The organism is Pseudothioglobus sp. nBUS_23 (assembly GCF_051201565.1).
Taxonomy (GTDB): Bacteria; Pseudomonadota; Gammaproteobacteria; order PS1; family Pseudothioglobaceae; genus Pseudothioglobus.
Genome location: NZ_CP179200.1, coordinates 796,147 through 818,125, shown reverse-complemented (window position 1 = coordinate 818,125; position 21,979 = coordinate 796,147). Strand labels below are relative to the sequence as shown.

At 38.1% G+C, this 21,979-nt stretch carries 21 protein-coding genes; 2 read left to right on the top strand and 19 right to left on the bottom strand.

Annotated elements, in window-relative coordinates; genetic code table 11:
• Nucleotides 1-4 precede the first annotated feature (4 nt).
• The 11 genes from gnd to ACMAZA_RS03980 all read right to left on the bottom strand — a co-directional run bounded on the left by gnd (nucleotide 5) and on the right by ACMAZA_RS03980 (nucleotide 11,525).
• Nucleotides 5-1,435: a decarboxylating NADP(+)-dependent phosphogluconate dehydrogenase gene (gene gnd / locus ACMAZA_RS04030; RefSeq protein ID WP_435190269.1), complete on the bottom strand. Its 1,431-nt coding sequence runs from the start codon at nucleotides 1,433-1,435 to the stop codon at nucleotides 5-7.
• Nucleotides 1,436-1,553: 118 nt separating this feature from the next.
• Nucleotides 1,554-2,414 carry an aldo/keto reductase gene (locus ACMAZA_RS04025; protein WP_435190267.1) on the bottom strand — a complete coding sequence of 287 codons (861 nt, stop codon included), beginning with the start codon at nucleotides 2,412-2,414 and terminating at the stop codon, nucleotides 1,554-1,556.
• A 19-nt stretch (nucleotides 2,415-2,433) separates the two neighbouring features.
• Nucleotides 2,434-3,531 (bottom strand): ABC transporter ATP-binding protein, encoded by a 1,098-nt coding sequence (locus ACMAZA_RS04020; protein WP_435190265.1) that lies wholly within the window; start codon nucleotides 3,529-3,531, stop codon nucleotides 2,434-2,436.
• Between the two features lie 56 nt (nucleotides 3,532-3,587).
• Nucleotides 3,588-4,457, bottom strand: a complete 870-nt coding sequence (locus ACMAZA_RS04015) for a carbohydrate ABC transporter permease (RefSeq protein WP_435190263.1) — start codon at nucleotides 4,455-4,457, stop codon at nucleotides 3,588-3,590.
• A complete protein-coding gene (locus ACMAZA_RS04010; protein ID WP_435190261.1) occupies nucleotides 4,457-5,326 on the bottom strand; it encodes a carbohydrate ABC transporter permease in 870 nt (289 codons plus the stop codon). Before ACMAZA_RS04010 ends, ACMAZA_RS04015 begins: the two co-directional genes overlap by 1 nt.
• Nucleotides 5,327-5,445: 119 nt before the next feature.
• Nucleotides 5,446-6,696: an ABC transporter substrate-binding protein gene (locus tag ACMAZA_RS04005; RefSeq protein ID WP_435190259.1), complete on the bottom strand. Its 1,251-nt coding sequence runs from the start codon at nucleotides 6,694-6,696 to the stop codon at nucleotides 5,446-5,448.
• Between the two features lie 148 nt (nucleotides 6,697-6,844).
• Nucleotides 6,845-7,228, bottom strand: coding sequence for a hypothetical protein (locus ACMAZA_RS04000; protein WP_435190258.1), 384 nt, complete (start codon nucleotides 7,226-7,228; stop codon nucleotides 6,845-6,847).
• A gap of 76 nt (nucleotides 7,229-7,304) precedes the next feature.
• Nucleotides 7,305-8,807, bottom strand: a complete 1,503-nt coding sequence (locus ACMAZA_RS03995; protein WP_435190256.1) for a tripartite tricarboxylate transporter permease — start codon at nucleotides 8,805-8,807, stop codon at nucleotides 7,305-7,307.
• A complete protein-coding gene (locus tag ACMAZA_RS03990; RefSeq protein ID WP_435190255.1) occupies nucleotides 8,804-9,268 on the bottom strand; it encodes a tripartite tricarboxylate transporter TctB family protein in 465 nt (154 codons plus the stop codon). Before ACMAZA_RS03990 ends, ACMAZA_RS03995 begins: the two co-directional genes overlap by 4 nt.
• Before the next feature lie 27 nt (nucleotides 9,269-9,295).
• The gene (locus tag ACMAZA_RS03985; RefSeq protein WP_435190253.1) at nucleotides 9,296-10,276 is read right to left on the bottom strand and encodes a tripartite tricarboxylate transporter substrate binding protein; all 981 of its coding nucleotides are present in this window, start codon (nucleotides 10,274-10,276) and stop codon (nucleotides 9,296-9,298) included.
• 157 nt (nucleotides 10,277-10,433) lie between these two features.
• Nucleotides 10,434-11,525, bottom strand: coding sequence for a tricarboxylate transporter (locus ACMAZA_RS03980; protein ID WP_435190251.1), 1,092 nt, complete (start codon nucleotides 11,523-11,525; stop codon nucleotides 10,434-10,436).
• A 157-nt stretch (nucleotides 11,526-11,682) separates the two neighbouring features.
• Between ACMAZA_RS03980 and ACMAZA_RS03975 the strand changes: the two genes are divergently transcribed.
• Together ACMAZA_RS03975 and ACMAZA_RS03970 are read left to right on the top strand one after the other, a co-directional pair.
• Entirely contained in the window at nucleotides 11,683-12,354 is a 672-nt protein-coding gene (locus tag ACMAZA_RS03975) for a response regulator (RefSeq protein ID WP_435190249.1), read from the top strand.
• Nucleotides 12,351-13,739 (top strand): ATP-binding protein, encoded by a 1,389-nt coding sequence (locus ACMAZA_RS03970; protein ID WP_435190248.1) that lies wholly within the window; start codon nucleotides 12,351-12,353, stop codon nucleotides 13,737-13,739. The genes ACMAZA_RS03975 and ACMAZA_RS03970 overlap by 4 nt, the downstream gene beginning before the upstream one ends.
• Here ACMAZA_RS03970 and ACMAZA_RS03965 read toward each other — a convergent pair.
• The 8 genes from ACMAZA_RS03965 to ACMAZA_RS03930 form a co-directional block, all read right to left on the bottom strand.
• Entirely contained in the window at nucleotides 13,736-14,926 is a 1,191-nt protein-coding gene (locus tag ACMAZA_RS03965; protein ID WP_435190246.1) for an AGE family epimerase/isomerase, read from the bottom strand. The genes ACMAZA_RS03970 and ACMAZA_RS03965 overlap by 4 nt on opposite strands.
• A complete protein-coding gene (locus tag ACMAZA_RS03960; protein WP_435190244.1) occupies nucleotides 14,926-16,344 on the bottom strand; it encodes an ATP-binding protein in 1,419 nt (472 codons plus the stop codon). Before ACMAZA_RS03960 ends, ACMAZA_RS03965 begins: the two co-directional genes overlap by 1 nt.
• Before the next feature lie 29 nt (nucleotides 16,345-16,373).
• Complete coding sequence (locus ACMAZA_RS03955) at nucleotides 16,374-17,039, bottom strand: response regulator transcription factor (protein ID WP_435190242.1); 666 nt, start codon at nucleotides 17,037-17,039, stop codon at nucleotides 16,374-16,376.
• Nucleotides 17,040-17,153: 114 nt separating this feature from the next.
• Nucleotides 17,154-17,438, bottom strand: coding sequence for a hypothetical protein (locus tag ACMAZA_RS03950; RefSeq protein WP_435190240.1), 285 nt, complete (start codon nucleotides 17,436-17,438; stop codon nucleotides 17,154-17,156).
• Between the two features lie 171 nt (nucleotides 17,439-17,609).
• Nucleotides 17,610-18,890: a Y-family DNA polymerase gene (locus ACMAZA_RS03945; protein ID WP_435190238.1), complete on the bottom strand. Its 1,281-nt coding sequence runs from the start codon at nucleotides 18,888-18,890 to the stop codon at nucleotides 17,610-17,612.
• Nucleotides 18,883-19,464, bottom strand: a complete 582-nt coding sequence (locus ACMAZA_RS03940; protein ID WP_435190236.1) for a LexA family protein — start codon at nucleotides 19,462-19,464, stop codon at nucleotides 18,883-18,885. Before ACMAZA_RS03940 ends, ACMAZA_RS03945 begins: the two co-directional genes overlap by 8 nt.
• 85 nt (nucleotides 19,465-19,549) lie before the next feature.
• On the bottom strand, nucleotides 19,550-20,914 hold the full coding sequence (locus ACMAZA_RS03935; RefSeq protein WP_435190234.1) for an 8-oxoguanine deaminase: 1,365 nt from the start codon (nucleotides 20,912-20,914) through the stop codon (nucleotides 19,550-19,552).
• A 48-nt stretch (nucleotides 20,915-20,962) separates the two neighbouring features.
• Nucleotides 20,963-21,979, bottom strand: a complete 1,017-nt coding sequence (locus tag ACMAZA_RS03930; protein WP_435190232.1) for an ABC transporter ATP-binding protein — start codon at nucleotides 21,977-21,979, stop codon at nucleotides 20,963-20,965.

Below are 21,979 nucleotides of genomic sequence, written 5' to 3'. Positions count from 1 at the left end.
TATTCTAATCCTTATCCTGAATCCATTCGTTATGGAAAAACTCCCCTCTTTTTCCATCAACTCTCTCGTAAGTGTGCGCACCAAAGTAATCTCTCTGAGCCTGAAGTAGGTTTGCTGGTAAGCGAGCGTTCCTGTAGCCATCAAAGTAGGAAAGGGAAGAGGTCATAGCTGGGATCGATATTCCATTTGAAATGGCAATAGACACCACTCTTCTCCATCCCTCTTGCGATTTATTAATCTTGTCCTTGAAAAAGGGATCTAAGAGTAAATTTTTAATGTCTGGATTTCTGTCATAAGCATCCTTTATCTTTGATAGGAAGACTGACCTGATAATACAGCCACCTCTCCACATGAGAGCAATTGCGCCATAATTAAGGTTCCAGTCAAACTCTTTAGCAGCCCTTGATAGAAGGGTATACCCTTGAGCATAAGATACCATTTTCGAGGCATAAAGTGCGTCATGGATGTCTTTAAGGGTTTGCTCTCTGTCTCCATCAAACTTAATGGGTGGGCCATCAAACATGGCTGATGCCTCCACTCTCTCATCTTTTCTTGATGAAAGATACCTGGCAAAGACGGCCTCACCAATTAGTGTGAGTGGAGCGCCAAGCTCCAGAGCTACGGCAGCGGTCCACTTACCGGTCCCCTTTTCTCCAGCAGTATCAAGAATATTGTCTATTAAATAGCTCCCATCCTTCTCTTTAAATTTAAGGATGTCGGCCGTAATTTCGATGAGATAGCTGTTGAGCTCGCCCTTATTCCATTCTTTGAAGACTTCGTGCATTTCATCATTCGTCATGCCCAAAACGTCTTTCATGATTTCATAGGCTTCACAAATGAGCTGCATATCACCGTACTCGATGCCGTTATGAACCATCTTAACGAAGTGCCCAGAGCCTCCTTCCCCTATCCAGTCACAGCATGGCTCGTTATCACCAACTTTGGCAGATATGTTTTGAAAGATTTCCTTGACTTCTGGCCAAGCAGAAGCCGAGCCTCCTGGCATAATAGATGGGCCCTTTAATGCTCCTTCTTCCCCACCAGAGACACCTGCGCCAACAAACTGTATTCCTTTAGATTCTAATTCCTCAGTTCTTCTTGATGTGTCTGGGTAATGAGAGTTTCCACCATCAATAATGATGTCACCCTGATTTAGGAGCGGAATCAGTTTTTGAATGTAGTCATCTACAACTGAGCCTGCAACAACCATAAGCATAATTTTGCGAGGCGTTTTGATTGAATTAACAAAATCATCAAGACTCTCAAATCCAATAATCTTATTGTATTTTGCTCTATTATTAACAATATTATTAATTTGCGGAGAGGTGCGGTTATGGACAGCCACAGTGTATCCATTACTCTCCATATTTAAAGCCAGACTCGACCCCATTACTCCAAGGCCTATAAGGCCAATATCTGCATTGATATTATTCATAGTTCACAACAACAATATTGTCAATATAAAACCTAAAAACGAAGTAAAGTTTAAACTAAAGATTTTTTGATATTGTGTCAAAGTGTTGCAAAGTGTGTTGCAAAAAATTAAGCCTGGTCTAATCAAAAGGATACTCTAGCTCATTAATTTCAAGGTTAGGCACTAGTCTTTGATTCCTCTCAAGACTATAAATTTCAAGCATATCTTTGTACTCGATCTCAAAATCAAAAATATCAATATTCTCTCTAAGTCTATAGGAATTTTCAGTTTTAGGAATAGATACAACTTTTTGCTGATATAGCCACCTTAATGCTATTTGCGCAGGCGTTTTTGAGTACTTCTCAGAAAGTGATAGAATGACATCATGTCTTGCAACATCACCTCGGCATATTGGACAATAGGCTACTGGAATGATCTCAAAATCCTGCATGACCTCTAACAACTTAGCCTGAGATAAAAATGGATGGTACTCAACCTGATCACAATAAATATCCTTAAAGCCTAGTGAAATGCATTCATTGACAAGATGGCTATTAAAATTTGCAACACCCACCTCTCTTATTTTCTTAGCGTCTTTAAGTTTGTACAAAATTTCTAGCATATCACTTAAGTTAGTCTCAAACTTAGGCCAATGTATTAAAAGTAAATCTACATAGTCAGTCTGTAAATCTTTAAGACTTTTTTCAAAGTGTTTAACTATATCTTTGTTTTGTAATGGCGGCCCATTCCCCCTTGATGGAGTCCAGCTTGTGGTATTGATTTTTGTAGTAATAAAAATCTCTTCTCTATCAACTCCTGAGTCAGATAAACCCTTGCCTACTTCAGATTCATTCTCATACATTGATGCACCATCAATGTGACGATAACCCATCTCAAGAGCTTCTTGAACAATGCTGCTGCAGGTTGAGCCCTGCATGTCCCATGTTCCAAGACCAATGAAGGGAATTGAAGTGCCAGATTTAGTAAAAGCTTCGCTCATACTGGCATTGTATCAATATTTATCTAATTCTTAAACCTGAATTAGGATCAAATAAAATTGCTTTACTGGTATCGACCTGCAAATCAAAACCTTTTCCAGCAGTATTTCCGGCTTCTGGACTCAGTCTCGCCATCACTTCATTGTCATTCCATTTACCTATTGCAACGGTATCAGCACCCATTGGTTCCAATACGTCTACATCAAATTTGATTTGATGAATGAAAGAGTTTTTTTCTACAGATGGCTCAATTTCAGTGAGCATTTCTGGCCTAATTCCAAGTAGAACAACATCCAATTTTGAATTTTTAATTGCATCTTTACATGGGATTGAGAGCTCGTATTTTTGACCACCACTCTCAATGATTAAATTTTCATCCTTAACGATACATTCAATAAAATTCATACCCGGTGAGCCCATAAAATCAGCCACAAAATGACTCACTGGATCGTTATAAATTTCGTAAGGCGTGCCAACTTGTTGTAATTCACCATCCTTAAGAACGGCAATTCTATCTGCCAGAGTCATTGCTTCAATTTGATCATGAGTTACATACACTATAGTTGTGCCAATTCTTTGATGCAATTTTTTAATCTCTGTACGCATTTCAACTCTTAACTTTGCATCTAAGTTAGATAGTGGCTCATCAAAAAGAAAAACCTTTGGAGATCGAGCCAAAGCCCTTCCCATAGCAACCCTCTGTCTCTGACCTCCAGAGAGTTGACCGGGCTTTCTATCTAATAAATGGTCAATCTGCAACAAAGAGGCAACTTTTTTCAGAATCACTTCTTGCTCATTTTTTGGCATCTTGTTCATTTCTAATCCAAAGCAAATATTTCTTGCTACATTCATGGTTGGATACAAAGCATAAGATTGAAATACCATCGCGATATCTCTGTCTTTTGGTGACTCTTCAGAGACATCCTTGCCATCGATAACAATTTCGCCACCAGTCAAATCTTCAAGACCCGCAATCAAGTTCATTAGAGTTGATTTACCGCAACCTGATGGACCAATAAGTATTAAAAATTCGCCATCTTTAATATCTAAATTGATATCTTTTAACACCTCGGTTGTGCCAAATGATTTATTAATACCGTTAAGACTGATGCTTCCCATTTTTTATCCTTTATTCTTTAATTTATTTAAATAGTATTTGATATTGATATTGATATTTATCCTTTAACAGCTCCTGCAGTTAATCCCCTAACAAAGTATTTACCTGCAATAACATAAACCACTAAAGTTGGAAGAGCGGCAATAATTGCTGCTGCCATGTCAACATTGTATTCTTTACCACCAACCGAAGTATTTACAAGGTTGTTGAGTGCAACTGTAATCGGCTGTGTTCCTGACCCTGAGTAAACAACACCGAATAAAAAATCATTCCAGATCTGAGTAAATTGCCAAATGATTGTGACTACAAAGATTGGAGTTGATAAAGGGATAAAAATGTGGCGGAATATCTTTAGAAAACTTGCTCCATCTAGTTTTGCAGCTTTCACTAGTTCAGTCGGTATACCTACATAATAATTTCTAAAAAAGAGTGTAGTAAAAGCTATTCCATAGATAACGTGAACTAATACTAGACCAGTTACAGTATTTGCAAGGCCTAAGCTGCCGAGTAGTTTAGCCATTGGTAGAAGAATTACCTGGAAAGGTATAAAACACCCAAACAACAGTGCGCCAAATAAGAATTCGCTGCCCTTAAACTTCCATTTAGCGAGGGCATATCCATTGAATGCTCCCAAAATAGTAGAAATTATGACTGCAGGAAATACAATTCGCACACTGTTCCAAAAATATGGAGCAAGGCCTTTACACTCGCTTCCCGTGCAAGCAGTTGCCCAAGCCTTTTTCCATGCATAAAGCGTTGGATCCAATGGAAGCGCCATCAAGTTGCCACTTCGAATCTCTTCAATATCCTTAAGTGAGGTTGTAAACATCACATAGAGAGGAGCTAAGTAGATAAAGGCAAATAAAAACAATATAAAGTAAATAATTGCTCTGCCAAAGTTTATATTCGTTAAATTAAATTTATTCATTATTCTTTCTCACGTAATTCTGAGTAGAGATAAGGTATGAGTACAGCTAATACTCCAAAAAGCATAATCATCGCGCTGGCGGCACCAATACCAATTTGAGATCTATTAAAGGTATAGGTATACATAAAGTTTGCTGGCAAATCAGAAGCATATCCTGGACCTCCTCCAGTTAATGCCTGCACAAGGTCAAAGCTTTTAATGGCTATGTGAGTGAGAATAACAATAGCACTAAAAAATACTGGTCTCATCAGCGGCAAAATAATATGCCAATAAAGACGTACTGTAGAGGCACCATCCATTTTTGCAGCCTTCGTGAGATTCTCATCAACACCCCTGAGACCTGCTAAAAAAAGCGCCATCACAAAACCACTTGACTGCCAAATTGCAGCAATCACAATACAATAGATGGCCATATCTTGTTCAACAAGCCACCTAAATTCAAAACCAGAAAAACCCCAATCATTCATCAGTTTTTCAATACCTAGCCCAGGGTTTAGAATCCATTTCCATGCGGTTCCTGTAACAATAAAGGAAATCGCCATGGGGTATAAATAAATAGTTCTTATTGCGCCTTCAACTCTAATTTTTTGATCTAGAAATATAGCTAACAATAGACCTAGAACTAAGGCAATAACAATAAATAAAATAAGGAAAACAAAGAGATTATCAACTGCAACATCCCATCTTGGGTTACTAAAAAGCCTTGAGTATTGATCCAATCCAACAAAATCCCATTGAGGCATCATTCGACTTTTTGTCAATGAGAGCAGTCCGGTCCAGACTATAAAACCATACATACAAACAACCATCGCGACTGCAGTTGGTGCCAAGACGATTTTTGGCAAGTTCTTTTCTAAAAAATTTAGCACAGTAATTCTGATTTTATTATGAATTTATAAAATTAGGGCGCTTAATTTAAGCGCCCTGATAGCATTGAAGAGCCTTACACTAAAGGAGACAAGGTAAAGCCCTTAACACTGATTTACTCTTACATCGCAGCTGCCATAGAAGCAACTAGCTGAGCAGCACCTTCTTCTGCACTCTGGTCAGAGTTAAAGAAGTTAGTAGCTGAATCAACAACCGCTCCAGCTACCGCTGAAGGTAATGCCATACCGTGAGCAAAGCTTGGAACTAATGAACCACTTGCTGAAGATGCAACAAATGCGTCCATAGAGTCATGAGCACATGTATCAAACTCATCTCTCGAAACACCTAAACGTGCAGGAATTGAACCTTTATTAAGGTTAAATACTGTTTGGAAATCAGTACCTAAGATTTCTGCAGCCATAATGTTTTGAGCTCCTGTTCCAGATGTTGTGCCTTGTGCAAAGAATGCAAAAGAGTCAACGTTGAATGTGTGAGCACCTGAAGTACCTGGAGCTGCGCTACATACAAAGTCAGTACCTACATTCTTACCTGCAACCTTGAATTCACCTTTAGCCCAGTCACCCATGATTTGCATTCCTGCTTGACCTTCAATTACCATTGAAGTCGCAACGTTCCAGTCACGTCCTGGTGCATTTGCATCAATGAATTGACGTAGGTTTCCAAAAGTTTCAAAAACTTCTACAGTTGTGTCACTGTTAAGAGCATCCATGTCCATCTCTACGAAAGCCTTGTTGTAGTAGTCTGCACCACCAACACCAAGAACAACTGCTTCAAATACAGTTGCATCTTGCCATGGCTGACCACCGTGAGCTAGTGCAACGTAACCAGCATCTTGAAGCTTTTTAGCTTGAACCATGAAGTCGTCCCAAGTTGTTGGGATAGTCGCGCCTGCAGCACGAAAAACTTCTGGGTTAGACCACATCCAGTTTACTCTGTGAACGTTTACTGGAGCAGCAACATATTTGCCTTCGTGCTTCATTACGTCAGCAACAACTGCTGGTAATAACTCATCCCAGTTGTTCTTTTCTGCAACACCATTAATGTCAGCTAAGAATCCTAGATCACCCCACTCTTGAATTGAAGGGCCTTTGATTTGTGCTGCTGTAGGCGGGTTACCTGAAATAGCTCTTGACTTAAGTACAGTCATAGCGTTTTCACCACCACCACCAGCTACAGCGAAGTCAGTCCAACCAACTCCAGCGTCACTTAGTTTGCCTTTTAAATAATTTACACTTGCAGCTTCACCACCACTAGTCCACCAGTGCAAAACCTCTACATCAGCTGCACTAACAGATGTTGTAGTTGCTAGTAGCGCTGACGCAGCTAGCGTTGTTAACTTAGTATTCTTCATATTTTTCTCCATTAAATTATATGAATCACATCCTGCACACCATTGAGCAGAATTGAAATCAGTTTATTAGTGGGGTTGTATCAAACTGTATCCATTTGTTACAAAATGTTACAATTTGAATCGAAATATGAATTTAAAAATCAGGTAGTTAAGTTAAATCAAAATCAAATGGCACTCTAGAGGAGTGGTGATGCATAATTGGAGAGTCCTTAGCAGTGTCAATTACAAAACTGTACCAAGATTCATATTCTTCTCCACCCTTGCTAGGTAGACAAAAAATATAACTACCAGTCATTAAATACGTACTTTCCGAGAGTTCTGTTCTGATGGATTTTTTGACATTAAAGTCAATTGAGGCCTTACCGCCAATTGCTGCACTAAAGTAACCAGATATTTGATCTCTAGAATTCATTAGGACTGGTTTAAAGGTAGGCAATAGAGTGCTATCTATATGATAGAGTCTCGTAATTCCATCCAAATCTCCATTATTGAAACATTGAGCCCATTGCTCTAATACAGATTCAGGTGCCATAATTTGATAAACATCATTTAAACAAGATTGCTATTTTAAACTAGGATTAGCTTGCCTTATAAATAGATATTAACTTCTATTCTTTTTCTTTCTTGAATCCCTGATAGACCTGTAACAGGACAATAAGAATAGCGATAATAAACAGAGACAAACTAATTGGCCTTTCCCAAATGAATGAGAATGAACCATCATTGATTAGGACTGCTCTTCTCAAATTCTTTTCAAGCATTCCGCCAAGAATAAATCCAAGTATTAGAGGAGGCATTGGATAGTTCAACACTCTTAAAACTAATGAAATTAATGCAACTATCGCCATGAAGTAAATATCAAACGAATTGAATGAAATCAAATAGACGCCAGTTACTGAAAAGAACAAGACTAGCGGAACAAGAATGTTTTTAGGTATTGCTAATATTCTTGCAATATAGGGTATTAACGGTAAATTTAAGACCAATAATACAACGTTACCAATATACATAGAAATAATGACAGCCCAAAAAAGTTCTGGCTGCTCAACATATAACCTTGGACCAGGTTGAACACCAAAGGACAGCAATGCTCCTAACATAACAGCAGTAGTTCCAGATCCAGGAATTCCCAAAGTTAATAATGGTACAAAAGATCCTGTACAGGCAGCATTATTGGCCGTTTCAGGAGCTGCCAAACCCTTAATCGAGCCTTTACCAAATTTTAGTTTATCTTTAGCAGAAGCTATACTTCTCTCAAAACCCCAAGCCAAGAAACTAGCGATTGTAGCTCCAGCACCCGGCAGCACACCCACAAAAAAACCTAATACAGATGTTCTTCCGATTGTTGGAACCATTTCTTTTACTTCTTTCTTAGATAATTTAATTGAACCCAGACTCGCCTTACTCACATCAGAAGACTTGAAGTTAATGTCCATTTTTTTGAAAATAATCATAAACGCTTCACTCATCGCAAAGGTTGCCATGACTAAAAGCACAAAGCTGATACCATCCATTAAATTAATATTTCCAAATGCAAAACGCGTAATGTCAGACAATGAGTCTTGTCCAACAGTTGAAAGCGCCAAACCAAGCGCTGTCATAATCATTGCCTTTAAGAATTGACCCTTACTTGCGAAAGCTGCAATAGATAGCAACCCCACACACATTAAGGCAAAATAATCTGCTGACTGGAAGCTAAGGCTAACTTTAGCTAGCTGCGGTGCAGCCACTAATAAAAATAAAGCAGCAATTGTTCCGCCAGAAAATGATGCATATGCAGCTATAGCAAGCGCCTTACCTGCGTGACCTTTTTGGGACATTGGATAACCATCAAATGAACTCGAAACGGTTCCAGCAACTCCTGGAGCATTAATTAGAATTGATGATGTAGAGCCACCAAAGATGGCGCCATAATATACCCCTGCCATCAATATCATGGCTGAGGCTGGATCAAAACCATAAGTAATTGGAATCATTAATGCTATCGCAGACATTGGTCCAAGTCCTGGAAGCATCCCTATGATGGTTCCAGCAAAACAACCCATCATAACCATTAGAATGTTATAGCCACTGAAAGCAGTGTTAATACCCATCATCATGCCTTCTATCATGATATAACTCCTAAAAACTGTAAAAATGGATCTCTAATGTAGACATCTAGCAACCCATGAAGCATAAACTGGAGTCCTGCCACTACTGGGAAAGAGCTAAAAATAATGACCTTGTAGCTTCGAACACCCAAATATAAATAAGATATAACCAAAAATAAGTTGGTTGAGACAAAAAACCCAATTGTTTTAATTAAAAGTCCGTATGAAAAAACTAGAGCAAATAAAATAATAACACTGACCCATTCATACTGCCCCATATCCTCTTTTTCATTTTTTGATAAGACTAGCGTGAGAAGTGAAACTAAAATACCTAAATAAGAAATAAGCTTAGGAAAAGTTCTTGCATTAAAGTCTGCATTTTCATCAAATGCAAACACTCTAATCTCACCAGCAAGATAAGAATAAATAAGAAAAATAAGGAGAAAGACAAAAGCACTTATCCTTGTATAGTTGATAGTCATTTGCCTTCCTCCCTTTAGATATTCAGATTAGATAACGCCTAATTGTTTCATTAGGTCAGTCATTTCTTCTGTTTGCTTTTCTAAGAAGCCCATAAAGTCAAATCCAGGGTTATAGATATTGACATAAGCGTTACGCTTACGAACAACTTCCCACTCTGGAGTGCTTTGCATGTCTCCTAGCATTTTAGCAATTTCATATCTATCAGCTGCATTCATATTTGGTGGACCGAAGAAACCTCTCCAGTTTACAAAGTATGCATCATAGCCCTGCTCTTTAAGTGTTGGCACACTTGGAGCATCAGCTGAACGTTCATTTGCAGTAATACCTAAAATGCGCACTTGGTCACCTGCAGCTAACGCTTCACTGAATCCAGTAGATAGAATTTGACCTTCACCAGATAATAGTCCAGCTAAAGCAGCACCACCACCATCATAGGGTATATAAACTACATCATTAGGATTTGCCCCAGCTGATTGAAATGCCAAAGCACCAATCAAATGGTCCATGCTTCCGCGTGTTGATCCACCAGCCATCTTCACTGACTTAGGATTTGCATTGTATGCATCAACAACGTCTTGGAATGTTTTGAATGGTGAGTCTGCAGCAACAGCTAAGGCGCCATAATCACCAATAATACCAGCAATTGGAGTTACATCCTTATAGGATAAAACGCCACTAGCAGCGCTATCAGAAACGTAACCAGAATGACGACTAATTGAACGAAGTACAATTGGAGTTGATTGAACCATAACTGTATTTTCAGGCATTGTTTTAATCATCCATGAAAGTGCTTTACCACCGCCTCCACCTGACATGTTTTCAAAAGATGCAGACTCGAGCAGACCAGATTTAACTAAGGCCTCTCCAGTTCCTCTTGCACATCCATCCCATCCACCACCGGCGCCTCCAGGCACAACAAAATGCAATTTTTCAATTGCAATTGCAGAACTTGAAAGAGCGCCAATCATGAACAAGAAGGATATTAATTTTATGAACATTTTTTTCATAATTTAACTCTCCGTTTTAAAGATCCACTCAAAATTAAGTGGATTAACAATTAATCAAATATTCAAGGAGATCAAAAAATATTTTCTTAATTGATAAATCGATGATAGTCTTTGAATCTTTCAAAAACCTGTCAGATTTTTACTATTTTTTTTCGATTTATAAATTAAGATTGTAACTATCATTGAGCCAGTTTTTAACCCAAGAAATTGCATCAGGATCAATCTGCGTGGCTCTTTCTTTAAATTTTATAGCCTTCAAGCCAGTAGACTGAGGATAGACACCTAGAGAGTTTTTTGAGATCTGAGAAAAGTTTTTCTGGTTAATAATATCCTCAAATGCTTGAGAAAATAGATCAATAATCTCATCATCAGTATTCTTGTTTATGACTACCATTTTTTGTGCCGAAAATCCAGCAATAAAGAAGGCCTTCCATGCATCCCAAGCACTTCCAGATGGTTCTTCATTATGAACTTTTACATAAACTTCTCGAAACGTTGGTATGTCTGGGAAGTTTGGATCCCTAATGATGTAACCATTGTCATCCAAAATACCCCAAGTCATGATTGGTACTGCATGCCCATTCTCAACAAGAGGTGTCACTTTCGCTAAGAAAGATGATGAAGTTTGATAGTCAATATTGACATACCCTTGTTCAAACATCAAACGTCCATCGGCTCGGCCTTTGATGCCAAAAATAGGATCAACATTCATACCGAGCATACTCCAAGCCAAAAGAGGAACAAGATCAAGTCGTGTTGGTCCTTGTGAGGCATATACAAAATTAACATCTAGAGCTGACTTTAAATCTTCATTCCAAAGAGACCCTAGTTCAGAAGGAAGATAAGCAACACCCCCAGTTGAAGATGCCAATATCACTTCCCAGTCATTGTAGTTGTATTTAACTCTTGGGTCGTCAAGCAAAAATGGAAATTGGGTAGAGCCGGATGTAGAAAAAATAACTTTTCCATTAACTGGAGCCTCTGAGCTAAACCAATTGGCACCCTTTGTAGAGCCGGCTCCAGGCATATTAATGACCTCAACATCTGGCCTTCCTGGCAAATTTTCACTAAGCAAAGGAGCGTAGAACCTTGCCAATACATCAGCACCACCCCCAGCAGAAAAAGGCACAACCCACTTAATAACTTGCCCTTCATAATTTATCAATGCAGATGAACTACTTGAAACAAGCAATAAAAAAGAAAAAAGTAGGGAGGAAATCTTAAACCCTAAATTTAAAGTTTTTTTCATGGTCCCTATTCCTAAAGTGAAAAATATTTTCAAATATTAAAAAACTTAGTATACCCATAATAGATTTTTTAGCTGTCAGGAACCTTTCAGAATTAGAAATGAATCTACCTGGATATTTAAATTCATTTATACTTTTTTTTGGGGAGTTTAATTTGAAATGAGAATTGTACTGGTAGAAGACAATCAAATGCTTGCACAGGGCATTCAAAAAGTTCTTTTGGATGAGGGGCATTCAGTTGATTATTTCATTGATGGTAGTTACGCTGATCAACATCTTGAGCATGAAGGTGCTGATCTTGCAATTATTGATATAAATTTACCAGGCCTAGATGGAATTTCACTGACAAAAAATATTAGAAAGCGTAATCAAATTTTCCCAATTATTATATTAACAGCTCGAGGAGCTACAAAAGATCGTGTCATTGGTCTTGATGCTGGTGCAGATGACTATCTAGTCAAGCCCTTTAAAATGGATGAACTAGATGCTCGAATAAGAGCACTATCAAGAAGAATTAATCCTGTTTTAGCGCCTCGTGAAAAAATTGGAACAATAGAATTTGATAGAAATTCTCGAAGAATTTTTCATAAAAACTTTGAGATAACACTGAACAGAAGAGAATTGACCTTGTTTGAAATTTTATTAAATAAAAAAGGTCAATACATTTCTAAGTCACATCTTGTTGATACACAATACGGTGTTGGAGCAGATGTAAATGCCAACGCGATTGAAATCAGTGTATCTCGCTTAAGAAAAACTCTCTCAATTTATAACATTACAATAATAACTGCTAGGGGCATTGGGTACATGATGGATGATTCTGCAGAATGAGAGAAAATAATACATTCTCACTCAGAAGTAGGCTGCTTTTTGTAATCATAATTCCGTTATTGATTATTGTATCAATAGGAACGGTAGCACTCTATTTTGACTCTCAAAAAAAGTCTCAAGAAATCTTTGATAACCTTCTTCATACAATTTCTCAAGTTATTCTAAGAGACGCTGTATTAAGAGATGGTGACCTCTTAACTGAACAGCTTTTAGAAACTCTGACCGATTCATTAAATGACCAAATCTTTTATCAAGTTAGAGACGAAACCAATACCCTATTTGTTGGCTACTCAAATCCACCTGAATTACCGACAAAAACTGATATTAAGCCTTATCAGCCAATTTATTATGATTCAATCTACAGAGATCAGGATGTAAGAGTAATTTTTTCAAGAGAATTTATCTCTACAAAAGATATTCCAGGATGGGTCAATATTTATGTATGGCAAACTAGACTTGGGCAAAAAGAGCTCCTTTTAGAGCTTGCTAGTGATGCATTTGTGACAATGCTTATTATGCTTCTTTCAACTGGATTATGTGTTTGGTTTGGTGTTCAATTTGGACTTCAGCCTCTTCTAGAGCTTCAGGCAGCTATCAGAAAAAGATCTGCAGATGATATTAGTGAAATCAAGAGGTCTGTCCCAACAGAAGTTTCTAGCCTTCTGAAATCAATGAATAGTTTGTTTAGTCAATTGAGGCAAGCTTTTACTGAGAAAGATGACTTTATTGCTAATGCTGCACATCAATTAAGGAATCCAATAGCTGGTATTCAAAGCCAAGCTGAGGCGGCTGAGCGGTCTAAAAATCTCGAAAGCATGAGATCAAGAGTCAAGGACGTTGCAGAAGCAGCCAAAAAAACCTCTAGACTAACTCAGCAATTATTATCTATGGAGCATATATCTCAAAGATCAATTAAATCAGAATTTAAACGACTTAATCTTGTAAAACTCACTCAAGAAGTGTTAACGAAATTTGCCCTCAGGGCAGACAAGCAGAATGTATACCTTTCTCTTGATTGTAAAGACAGTAAATTATTTATTCAAGGCAGTGAAACTTTTTTAAGTGAGGCAATCGACAACCTTATTGATAATGCTCTACTGTATGGCTGTCCAAATGGAGGTTTGATTCAAGTTAGCCTTAAAGCCGATAATAACTTGGCTGAACTTGAAATTAAAGATGATGGTAATGGAATCAAGCCATCACTCCTGCCAAATGTCTTTGATCGGTTTTTTCATGATTCAGAAGCCAAAAGTCAAGGAAGTGGTCTTGGTTTATCTATAGCAAAAACTATTATCGAACTCCATGAAGGCAACTTAACTTTAAACTCAAACAAAAAAGGAACATCACTTACTATTGGTCTTCCATTAATTAAGAAGTCATCTTAAATAGAATTTAAGACCTCATAACAAGCCCCCATTGTGTGATAATCTGTCTTGCCCGCAGGGCTTTTCAGATTGTCATACTTATCATTATTCTGATCAAGTATTCGGAACCAAGCGCCATAGTTGTGGTCTATCATATATTTCCAACTGAAGCTCCATATCCTTTCATACCAATCCCAGTATGTATTATTCTTAGTTCGTTTTGCTAATAAAGCTGCAGCTGCTATAGACTCTGCCTGGACCCAAAAATATTTATCTGAGTCACAGACATCTCCATTAGGAGCAAATCCATAATATAGTCCTTGATTTTTTTCATCCCAACCCATTTCAACTGCATCTTCAAACAGCTCTATAGCCCTTGGAAGAAGCCAGTCTTCGGTTACATGCCTTTCAAGTATCAAGAGTAATTTAGACCACTCGGTTAAATGCCCTACTTGAAAACCCCATGGTCTAAATAAATCATCTGGCTTACCTTTATTAAAAGACCAATCAATCTTCCAATCTGAGTCATAATGCTCCCAAATCAAGCCGTCAGCTTGCTTAGCCTGCCTATTACAAATGTTATCAGCAATGATTAAAGCTCTATCGAGATACTTCTTATTCTTTGTAGCCTCAAAAGCTGCTATTAAAGCCTCACAAGAGTGCATATTTGCGTTTTGCCCACGGTAATCTAATAATTCAGACCAGTCAGAGCTTATTTCGTCAGAGTAGAGGCCAAAATCTTTATCCCAAAAATGCCTTTCCATTAGATCAAAAGTTTCTTGAATGTATTCTTTAACCTCAAGGACTCCTGCCTTATAGGCAGTCGAATACGCCAATAAAACAAAAGCCAGTCCATAACAATAGTTAGTTGAATCATATGCCTTATTTTTATCTAAAATCCAGGCATATCCTCCCGTTTTTTTATCTAAATGCGACTTTCTTAAAAAATCTATACCGTGCTTAATTATGTTGAGATATTTATCATTTTTTAGGTAGATACTTGCCATTGAGTAGTTAAAAATAAATCTTGTACTACTTACCAAATGCCTTGTACTAGAGTTATAAATACTCCCATCATCTCTAAAATGATGAAAAAAACCCCCAATTTCTTTATCAATACAAATGGGATGATAAAAATCCATAATTGATTTAGCATGATTGATTAGGAAATCTTTGTCTTTAAAGGTTGGGTATCTTTCTGAATTCATTAGACTGGAAAGTACACTTCAACCACTAGCCCGCCACCTGAACGGTCACGAAGCTCTAGCTCACCACCGTGAATATTAGCTATACTTCTTGCAATACCAAGACCAAGGCCTGAATGGTTTTCGCTTAATTCATGATCAATTCGATAGTATGGCTTAAATACTTTTTCTTTCTCATTGTCAGTTAAGCCTGGTCCTTTGTCTTTAATTTGGATATAGATTCCAGTTTTCTTTTTTTGACCAGTAACCTCAACACTCTTTCCGTAGGTTAGTGCGTTATTGATTAAGTTTGAGAACAGGCGCTCGATTGCCAACGCTCTTCCTTTCATTGAGATAGTCCTTTTAAAATCAATTTTTATTGGAAGGCCTTTTATTTCTTCCTTTTTTAATATTGATGCTAAAAGAGTTGTGAGCTCTATAGTGGAAGTATTTTCATGCTCAATACCATCAGTCATAATTTTTAAACTTCCTTTAACCATCGTCTCTAGATAATCCAAGTCGCCAATTAAATCCTCTTTTACTGGACTATCCTCAATTTGTTCAACCCTGAGTCGAGCTCTCGTTAACGGTGTTTTTAAGTCGTGAGATATTGCTGCGAAAGATCTTTCTCGTTCAGCAATAAATTTTTGGATTCGTCTAGCCATTGAATTAAAGGCACCAATCGTTGCCACCATCTCTTTAGATCCTTTTTCTTCCATTTGACGCGGATTACGGCCCTTACCTAAAAGATCGGCCTGGTGAGCTAGAGTTTTCAGTGGCGTTACAAGCCATCTGACAAATAAGAAGGTAAGAAGAAGGATCGTTAATGAAACTGCTAAAAGGTTGAATATCCTCTCTCCATTAATCCAGTCAATACCCAACAATAATTCGCCATTTGGAACCACTGTGGTCAAATACATCCACTCATCTTCGTCCACTGGAAACTGAATGACTACAAAAGGACTCTTATCACCGGGCTCTAAAAGGGAAAATCTTTTCCACTCGGGCGAAAGAGAAACCATCAAGTTATCTCCAGTTAGTATTTTTAGGTTATCAAAATCTACAAAAACTATCTCCATGCTATCGATTTGGCCAATCTGAGCTGCCATACTCTTCTCTAAATTGTTTCGAACCAAAGTAGAGAACTGAGATTCTTGAATTGGAATAAGATCGATGTATTGTTTATTGACAGATACAAAGAAGCGAGTTCCACCCATATCCCTAAGCTGGTCAAGAACAATATGTCGATATTCTTTTGGAAGCTCCTCAAAGAATTTAACTGTCTGTGCAATTCGTGCACCCATAGCCTGAGAGACCTCTATCATCCTCTCTCTTTCTGAAGTTTGGAGTTGCCCAACCCAGAGCCAAGCACCAAGTATTTGAGCTAAAAAGATCCCTACAAATAAAACCGATGTCATTCTTCCAACGACAGTTGTAGGCATAAAATGGGATATAAAGTTAAGCACTATTCTTAACTTTTTAGGAGGAGGACATAACCCTTTCCTCTAACACTTTGGATAATTTCCCCATCAAAATGAGCACTTAATTTATGTCTTAATCTACTCACAATTGTATCAATCGAACGGTCCAAAGGGTCTATTTTTCTTCCATGAAGCAACTCTCCAATCTCATCTCTACTCAGGACTGTTCCAATTTGTTTATGAAAAACGCAGAGCAGATCAAATTCTGTTCCAGTAAGCTCTAACTCTTGGCCACCTATAAAAGCACTTCTGGCAGCATAGTTCATCACTATGTTGTTATCAACATCCTCTTCTTTTATTTCGGAGCGTCTCAATAGAGCTTTGATTCTTGCAAGAAGTTCTCTAGGGTTAAAGGGTTTCCCCATGTAGTCATCAGAACCCAGTTCCAAGCCCAATATTCTATCAAGATCGTCACTCGCGGCAGTCAACATAATGATAGGAATATTTGATTTTTGGCGTACCCTTTTGCAAACCTCCAGTCCATCGATACCCGGAAGTCCTATATCCAAAACAATTAAACTGAAGTCGCTTTCATCTGCCTTTAAAAAACTTTCGCCATCAGTAAAAGCTCTAACTTCAAATCCATTTTTAGTCAGATACTGCTCTAAAAGCTTTAGAATTTCTGGATCGTCATCGATGATTGCAAGCTGTTTCATTGCCTAATTTTTCCCCCCGAAAATCCGTCTATTATAGACAATGACAATATATATGCAATTTAGTTAAATAAAAATGACCTCAGAGAGATCATTTTTATTTCTTTATTTAAAGTATTACGGTAAGAAATATTCACCTATTTGTGTCATAACAGTTGTTGATGAAACATCAGCACCACCCGCCTCTCTAATCTCAACAATATCGGGTCTCTCTCCAAAAGTTTTAACAAACGATGGATCCTTCGCCTCAGCCAATACAAAGACGGCTGTTTCGTCCGGATTTGCTCCTGCCCAAATCATCTTTGCTCCTTGCTCATTCATCTGAGGCTCTAGGCTTTTTGCCATTTCAGACCAAGTTTTCCAGCCCTTAGATATATTAATCGTTACCAACATGCGTACCATTTGACTTCTCCTTATAATTAAAAAATTTTAATCCCACCTTTTTTGACGAAAAAAAACGCTTATCCAGGCAAATCCCCAAATAAACGTCATTGTCAGAACTCAAAGCCAACGTTGGATTTAAGTTTGTATTAATTATATATCACTTATTAATTTGTTTAATATTTTTAATTCTTAAATCACCAATAACTCACTCCATCTGGTTGTATATCTGCTTGATCTAAAGTCAGCTCTTGGGAGCCATCTATTATTACCTAGCTCACTGGCATACTTGATTGACTCATTAAACCGATTATTTACACTTCTGATCGTATTAGATTTTTTACGCTCCATTATCTGAGTTGGGCTATTTTGATTCATTGAAAAGAGATCTTGTTGCTGATAATTTTTAGCTAAATTTCCGAGCACTAAACCTCCTTTATAGAAAGAATATCCAGGCTTATAAATGAGTCTTAGTACTTCTGATACTAAGGGAATAATTTGAGACTGGTCTTGAATGGCACTTGTCATCCCTATAGTTTTTGATAGGTGGACACAGGGCTTATCTTTCTTATGCGGATTTGTATAAATAAAAACAGTAATAGTTGTCGTTGAAAGCTTATGGTTATTTAGTTTATTAACGGCCTTTCTAGTGAGATTAGTGAGCGCCTGATTTAACTCATCAAAGTCTTTTAAATCACACCCAAAAGAACGGGAAGAGACAATCTGTTTTCTTATTGGAGGAATAGACTCGATAGGAATGCATGATTTGCCGTAAAGCTCTTGATGAATTCTTTTGCCATTAACACCAAGAAGGGTTTCAATAACACCAACGTCAGATTGATAAAAATCATAGCTGTTATGAACTCCAATACGGTTTAGTTTTTTAGCGCTTTGTCTTCCTACGCCCCATAAATCACCTACTTCAACAGACTGTAGTAGCTTGCAATACCTCTCATATGGTAATTCATCTATATCAAAAACGCCATCAAATCTTGGGTACTTTTTAGCAATACGATTGGCGAGCTTTGCCAAAACCTTAGTGCTTCCAACGCCGACACACACCGGAATTCCTGTCCAGCTTTTGACGCGCCGCCTTAAAGACTGCATATGACTCATTAAGTTAAATGGAAGTTTTTCTAAATCGATAAAACTTTCATCAATAGAATAAACCTCTTGAACAGGTGAATATTCTCCAATAATCTTCATGACTCTAGAAGACATATCTCCATACAAAGGGTAGTTTGAAGACTTAACTACAACATCATTCTTAGCAACTAGGTCTTTGACTTTAAAAAAAGGTGCTCCCATTTTAATACCTAGAGCTTTGGCTTCATTAGAGCGCGCAATAATGCAGCCATCATTATTAGAGAGCACAACTATGGGCCTTCCCTCTAATTTAGGCTCAAACACCCTTTCACAGGAGGCATAGAAATTATTACAGTCGACTAATGCAAACTTAGTCTTATTATTCATATTGATGGATGACTGATGTCACAACACCCCATATAATCAGTTCGTCATCACCTCCAATCTTGATATCTTTAAAGTCAGGGTTTTCAGCCTTAAGAGTTATGCTTCCTTTGTACTTATGAAGACGCTTAACAGTAAACTCACCATCGACAACTGCAATCACTATCTTGCCACTTTTAGCAGTTAGAGATTTATCAACTATCAAAATATCCCCTTGTTGAATACCCGCCCCTATCATCGAATCACCTTGAGCCTTTACAAAAAATGTAGCCTCCTTATGGTGAATTAAATGTGTATTCAAATCAAGCGTATCCTCCAAATGGTCATCCGCCGGAGAAGGAAAACCTGCCTGGACCCTAGAGGTAAAAATTGGGATCGACAATTCAGTTGGATTGTCATTAGCCAAAAGAACTTCGACATCTGATTTAACCTGAGACTTATAGATCTCAATAACAGGGTTGATAGTATTAACGAGGCTAACAGGAACCCTAATAACCTTAGTTTCTTCCTTAAAGCTACCTGAATTTTTTTTTCGGCCAGCACCCTTCCTGGCGCCTCCATGATTTGCTGTATTCATACCTAACTTGATTTATGTAACAATATTCAAGTTTAGATTATAAATAACTCCATATGGCAAGTCAATGACCACTTTAAGAAAAAAGTTATATGCTCGACAGCTGGCGTAATTGCTTAGCTGCATCGCTATGACGACTAATTAATTCGGAACTATCTTGACCAACAATACAACCATCAACAACCTTCCAGTTTCCAGCAACCATAACCCTATCTGCCTTTTGTGCACCACAAAGTAGTAACGCCGCTAAAGCATCATGACTACCGGAAAACCTCATTTCATCAAGCTTAAATAGTGCTAAATCTGCCTGTTTACCCACTGCAATCTCACCAATATCATTTCTTCCCAGAAGCGCAGCAGAGCCTTTAGTAGCCCAATGATAAGCCTTTTGGTGGGTAATCTTAGATGCGCCATAACGAAGTCGCTGTAAATACATTGCTTGTCTCAACTCAGCAATCATATTAGAGCCATCATTCGAGGCAGAACCATCTACACCAAGACCAATAATAGAGCCAGCTTCTTCAAGCTCGAGGCTATGGCATATACCAGAAGCCAGCATCATATTAGAGGTTGGACAGTGGCAAATACCAACACCCGCCTGGCCTAATTTTTGTATCTCTTCTTTATTAAAATGTATGCCATGAGCTAGCCAAGTTTGATCAGACAACCATCCCACACTTTCAAGGTAGTCAACGGTTCTTAGTCCAAATTTTTCTAAACAAAAATTTTCTTCATCTATCGTCTCTGCAAGATGAGTATGAAGCCTAACATCATGCTGCTTTGCAAGCTCAGCAGTTTCAATCATTAAGTCAGTGCTTACTGAAAAAGGAGAGCATGGAGCAAGAGCTATTTGAATCATTGCGCCATCACTTTTGTCATGATGAGTTTTAATGAGACGCTCACTATCAGATAGAATTTGCTCTTTAGTTTGAACAACAGACTGGGGAGGCAAACCTCCATCTTTCTCACCCAGACTCATGGAGCCTCTCGTCAAAACAACTCGCATTCCTAATTTTTTAGCTTCCTCAACCTGAATATCAATAGCGCTTTCAAGCTGACTTGGGAAAAGATAATGATGGTCACTTGCTGTAGTGCAACCCGACAACAAGAGCTCTGATAATGCTAGTTCAGTTGATACTGAGATCATTTCAGGTTGAATATTTGCCCAGACCTTGTAAAGACTCTTGAGCCATGGAAAAAGCTCTTTATTTAATGCCTCAGGGTAAGCTCTAGTAAGAGTCTGATAAAAGTGGTGATGCGTATTGATGAGTCCAGGAAGCAAAACACTGTCACTAGCATCATAAACCTCATCAATTTGACTTTTAGGGCTTTGACCTTGCGGCACCAATTCTAAGATTTTTTCACCTTGAATAACGACACCCACTTCAGCATTCTCTGCGAAGACTGCCAAAGGCTTTTTGATCCAAACTATTGATTGAGTTTTAGAGCTCATATAAGGTCTGAATGTAAACTAAATAAAACGATGATACACAATCAAAAATTAAAGAGAAACTCCTTTTTCATCAAACCAGTGAGTATTATCTTTATCAAAACCAACCTTGATAGACTCACCGCTCTTGATGCTGGTTTGAGTATTAAGCTTGATTGATATTTCTTGGTTGTCTATAGTTGCGCCGTAAAGGTAACTATCAGAGCCCAATTGTTCAACAGTTTTAACGTCAAGAGGAAGAGAGTTCTGATCCTGAATTTTTAAGTGCTCAGGCCTAATACCAAAAGTTTTTGCACCCTTTGGAGCAAGCTTTTTAATGTCTTCTGGTAACGAAAAGCTATCTAAAAAATTCATTTTTGGCGACCCAATAAAGCCTGCAACAAACAAATTGGCTGGCTTATTGTATAAATCTAGCGGAGAACCTGTTTGCTCAATGATGCCATCATGCATGACTACAATTTTATCGGCCATAGTCATCGCTTCAACTTGGTCATGGGTGACATAGATCATGGTATTACCAAGCCTTGCATGGAGCGCTTTGAGCTCAACTCGTGTTGCAACACGCAGCTCAGCATCTAGATTAGACAATGGCTCATCAAAGAGATAGATTGATGGCTCTCTTACGATAGCCCTTCCAATTGCAACACGCTGTCTCTGGCCACCTGAGAGCTGACCAGGCCTTCTTTTAAGGTAGTCCTCCATTCGTAACTGATTCGCAGCCTTATTAATCCTCTGCTCAATGTCATCTTTATCTAGTTTTAGATTTTCAAGGCCAAAAGCAAGGTTTTGACGAACTGTCATGTGCGGGTATAGAGCATAGGACTGAAAAACCATGGCAAGACCCCTCTTGGCAGCCGATACATCATTAACTTTTTCATCATTTATCAATATTGAGCCTTCCGTTATAGCCTCAAGCCCCGCTATCATTCTAAGAAGAGTTGATTTACCGCAACCCGAAGGACCAACCAAGACGCAAAATTCGCCATCAAGAACTTCAAGATCGAGCCCATGAATGACTTCGGTTTTGCCGTAAGATTTTTTAATATCAATTAGTTTAAGATTTGCCAT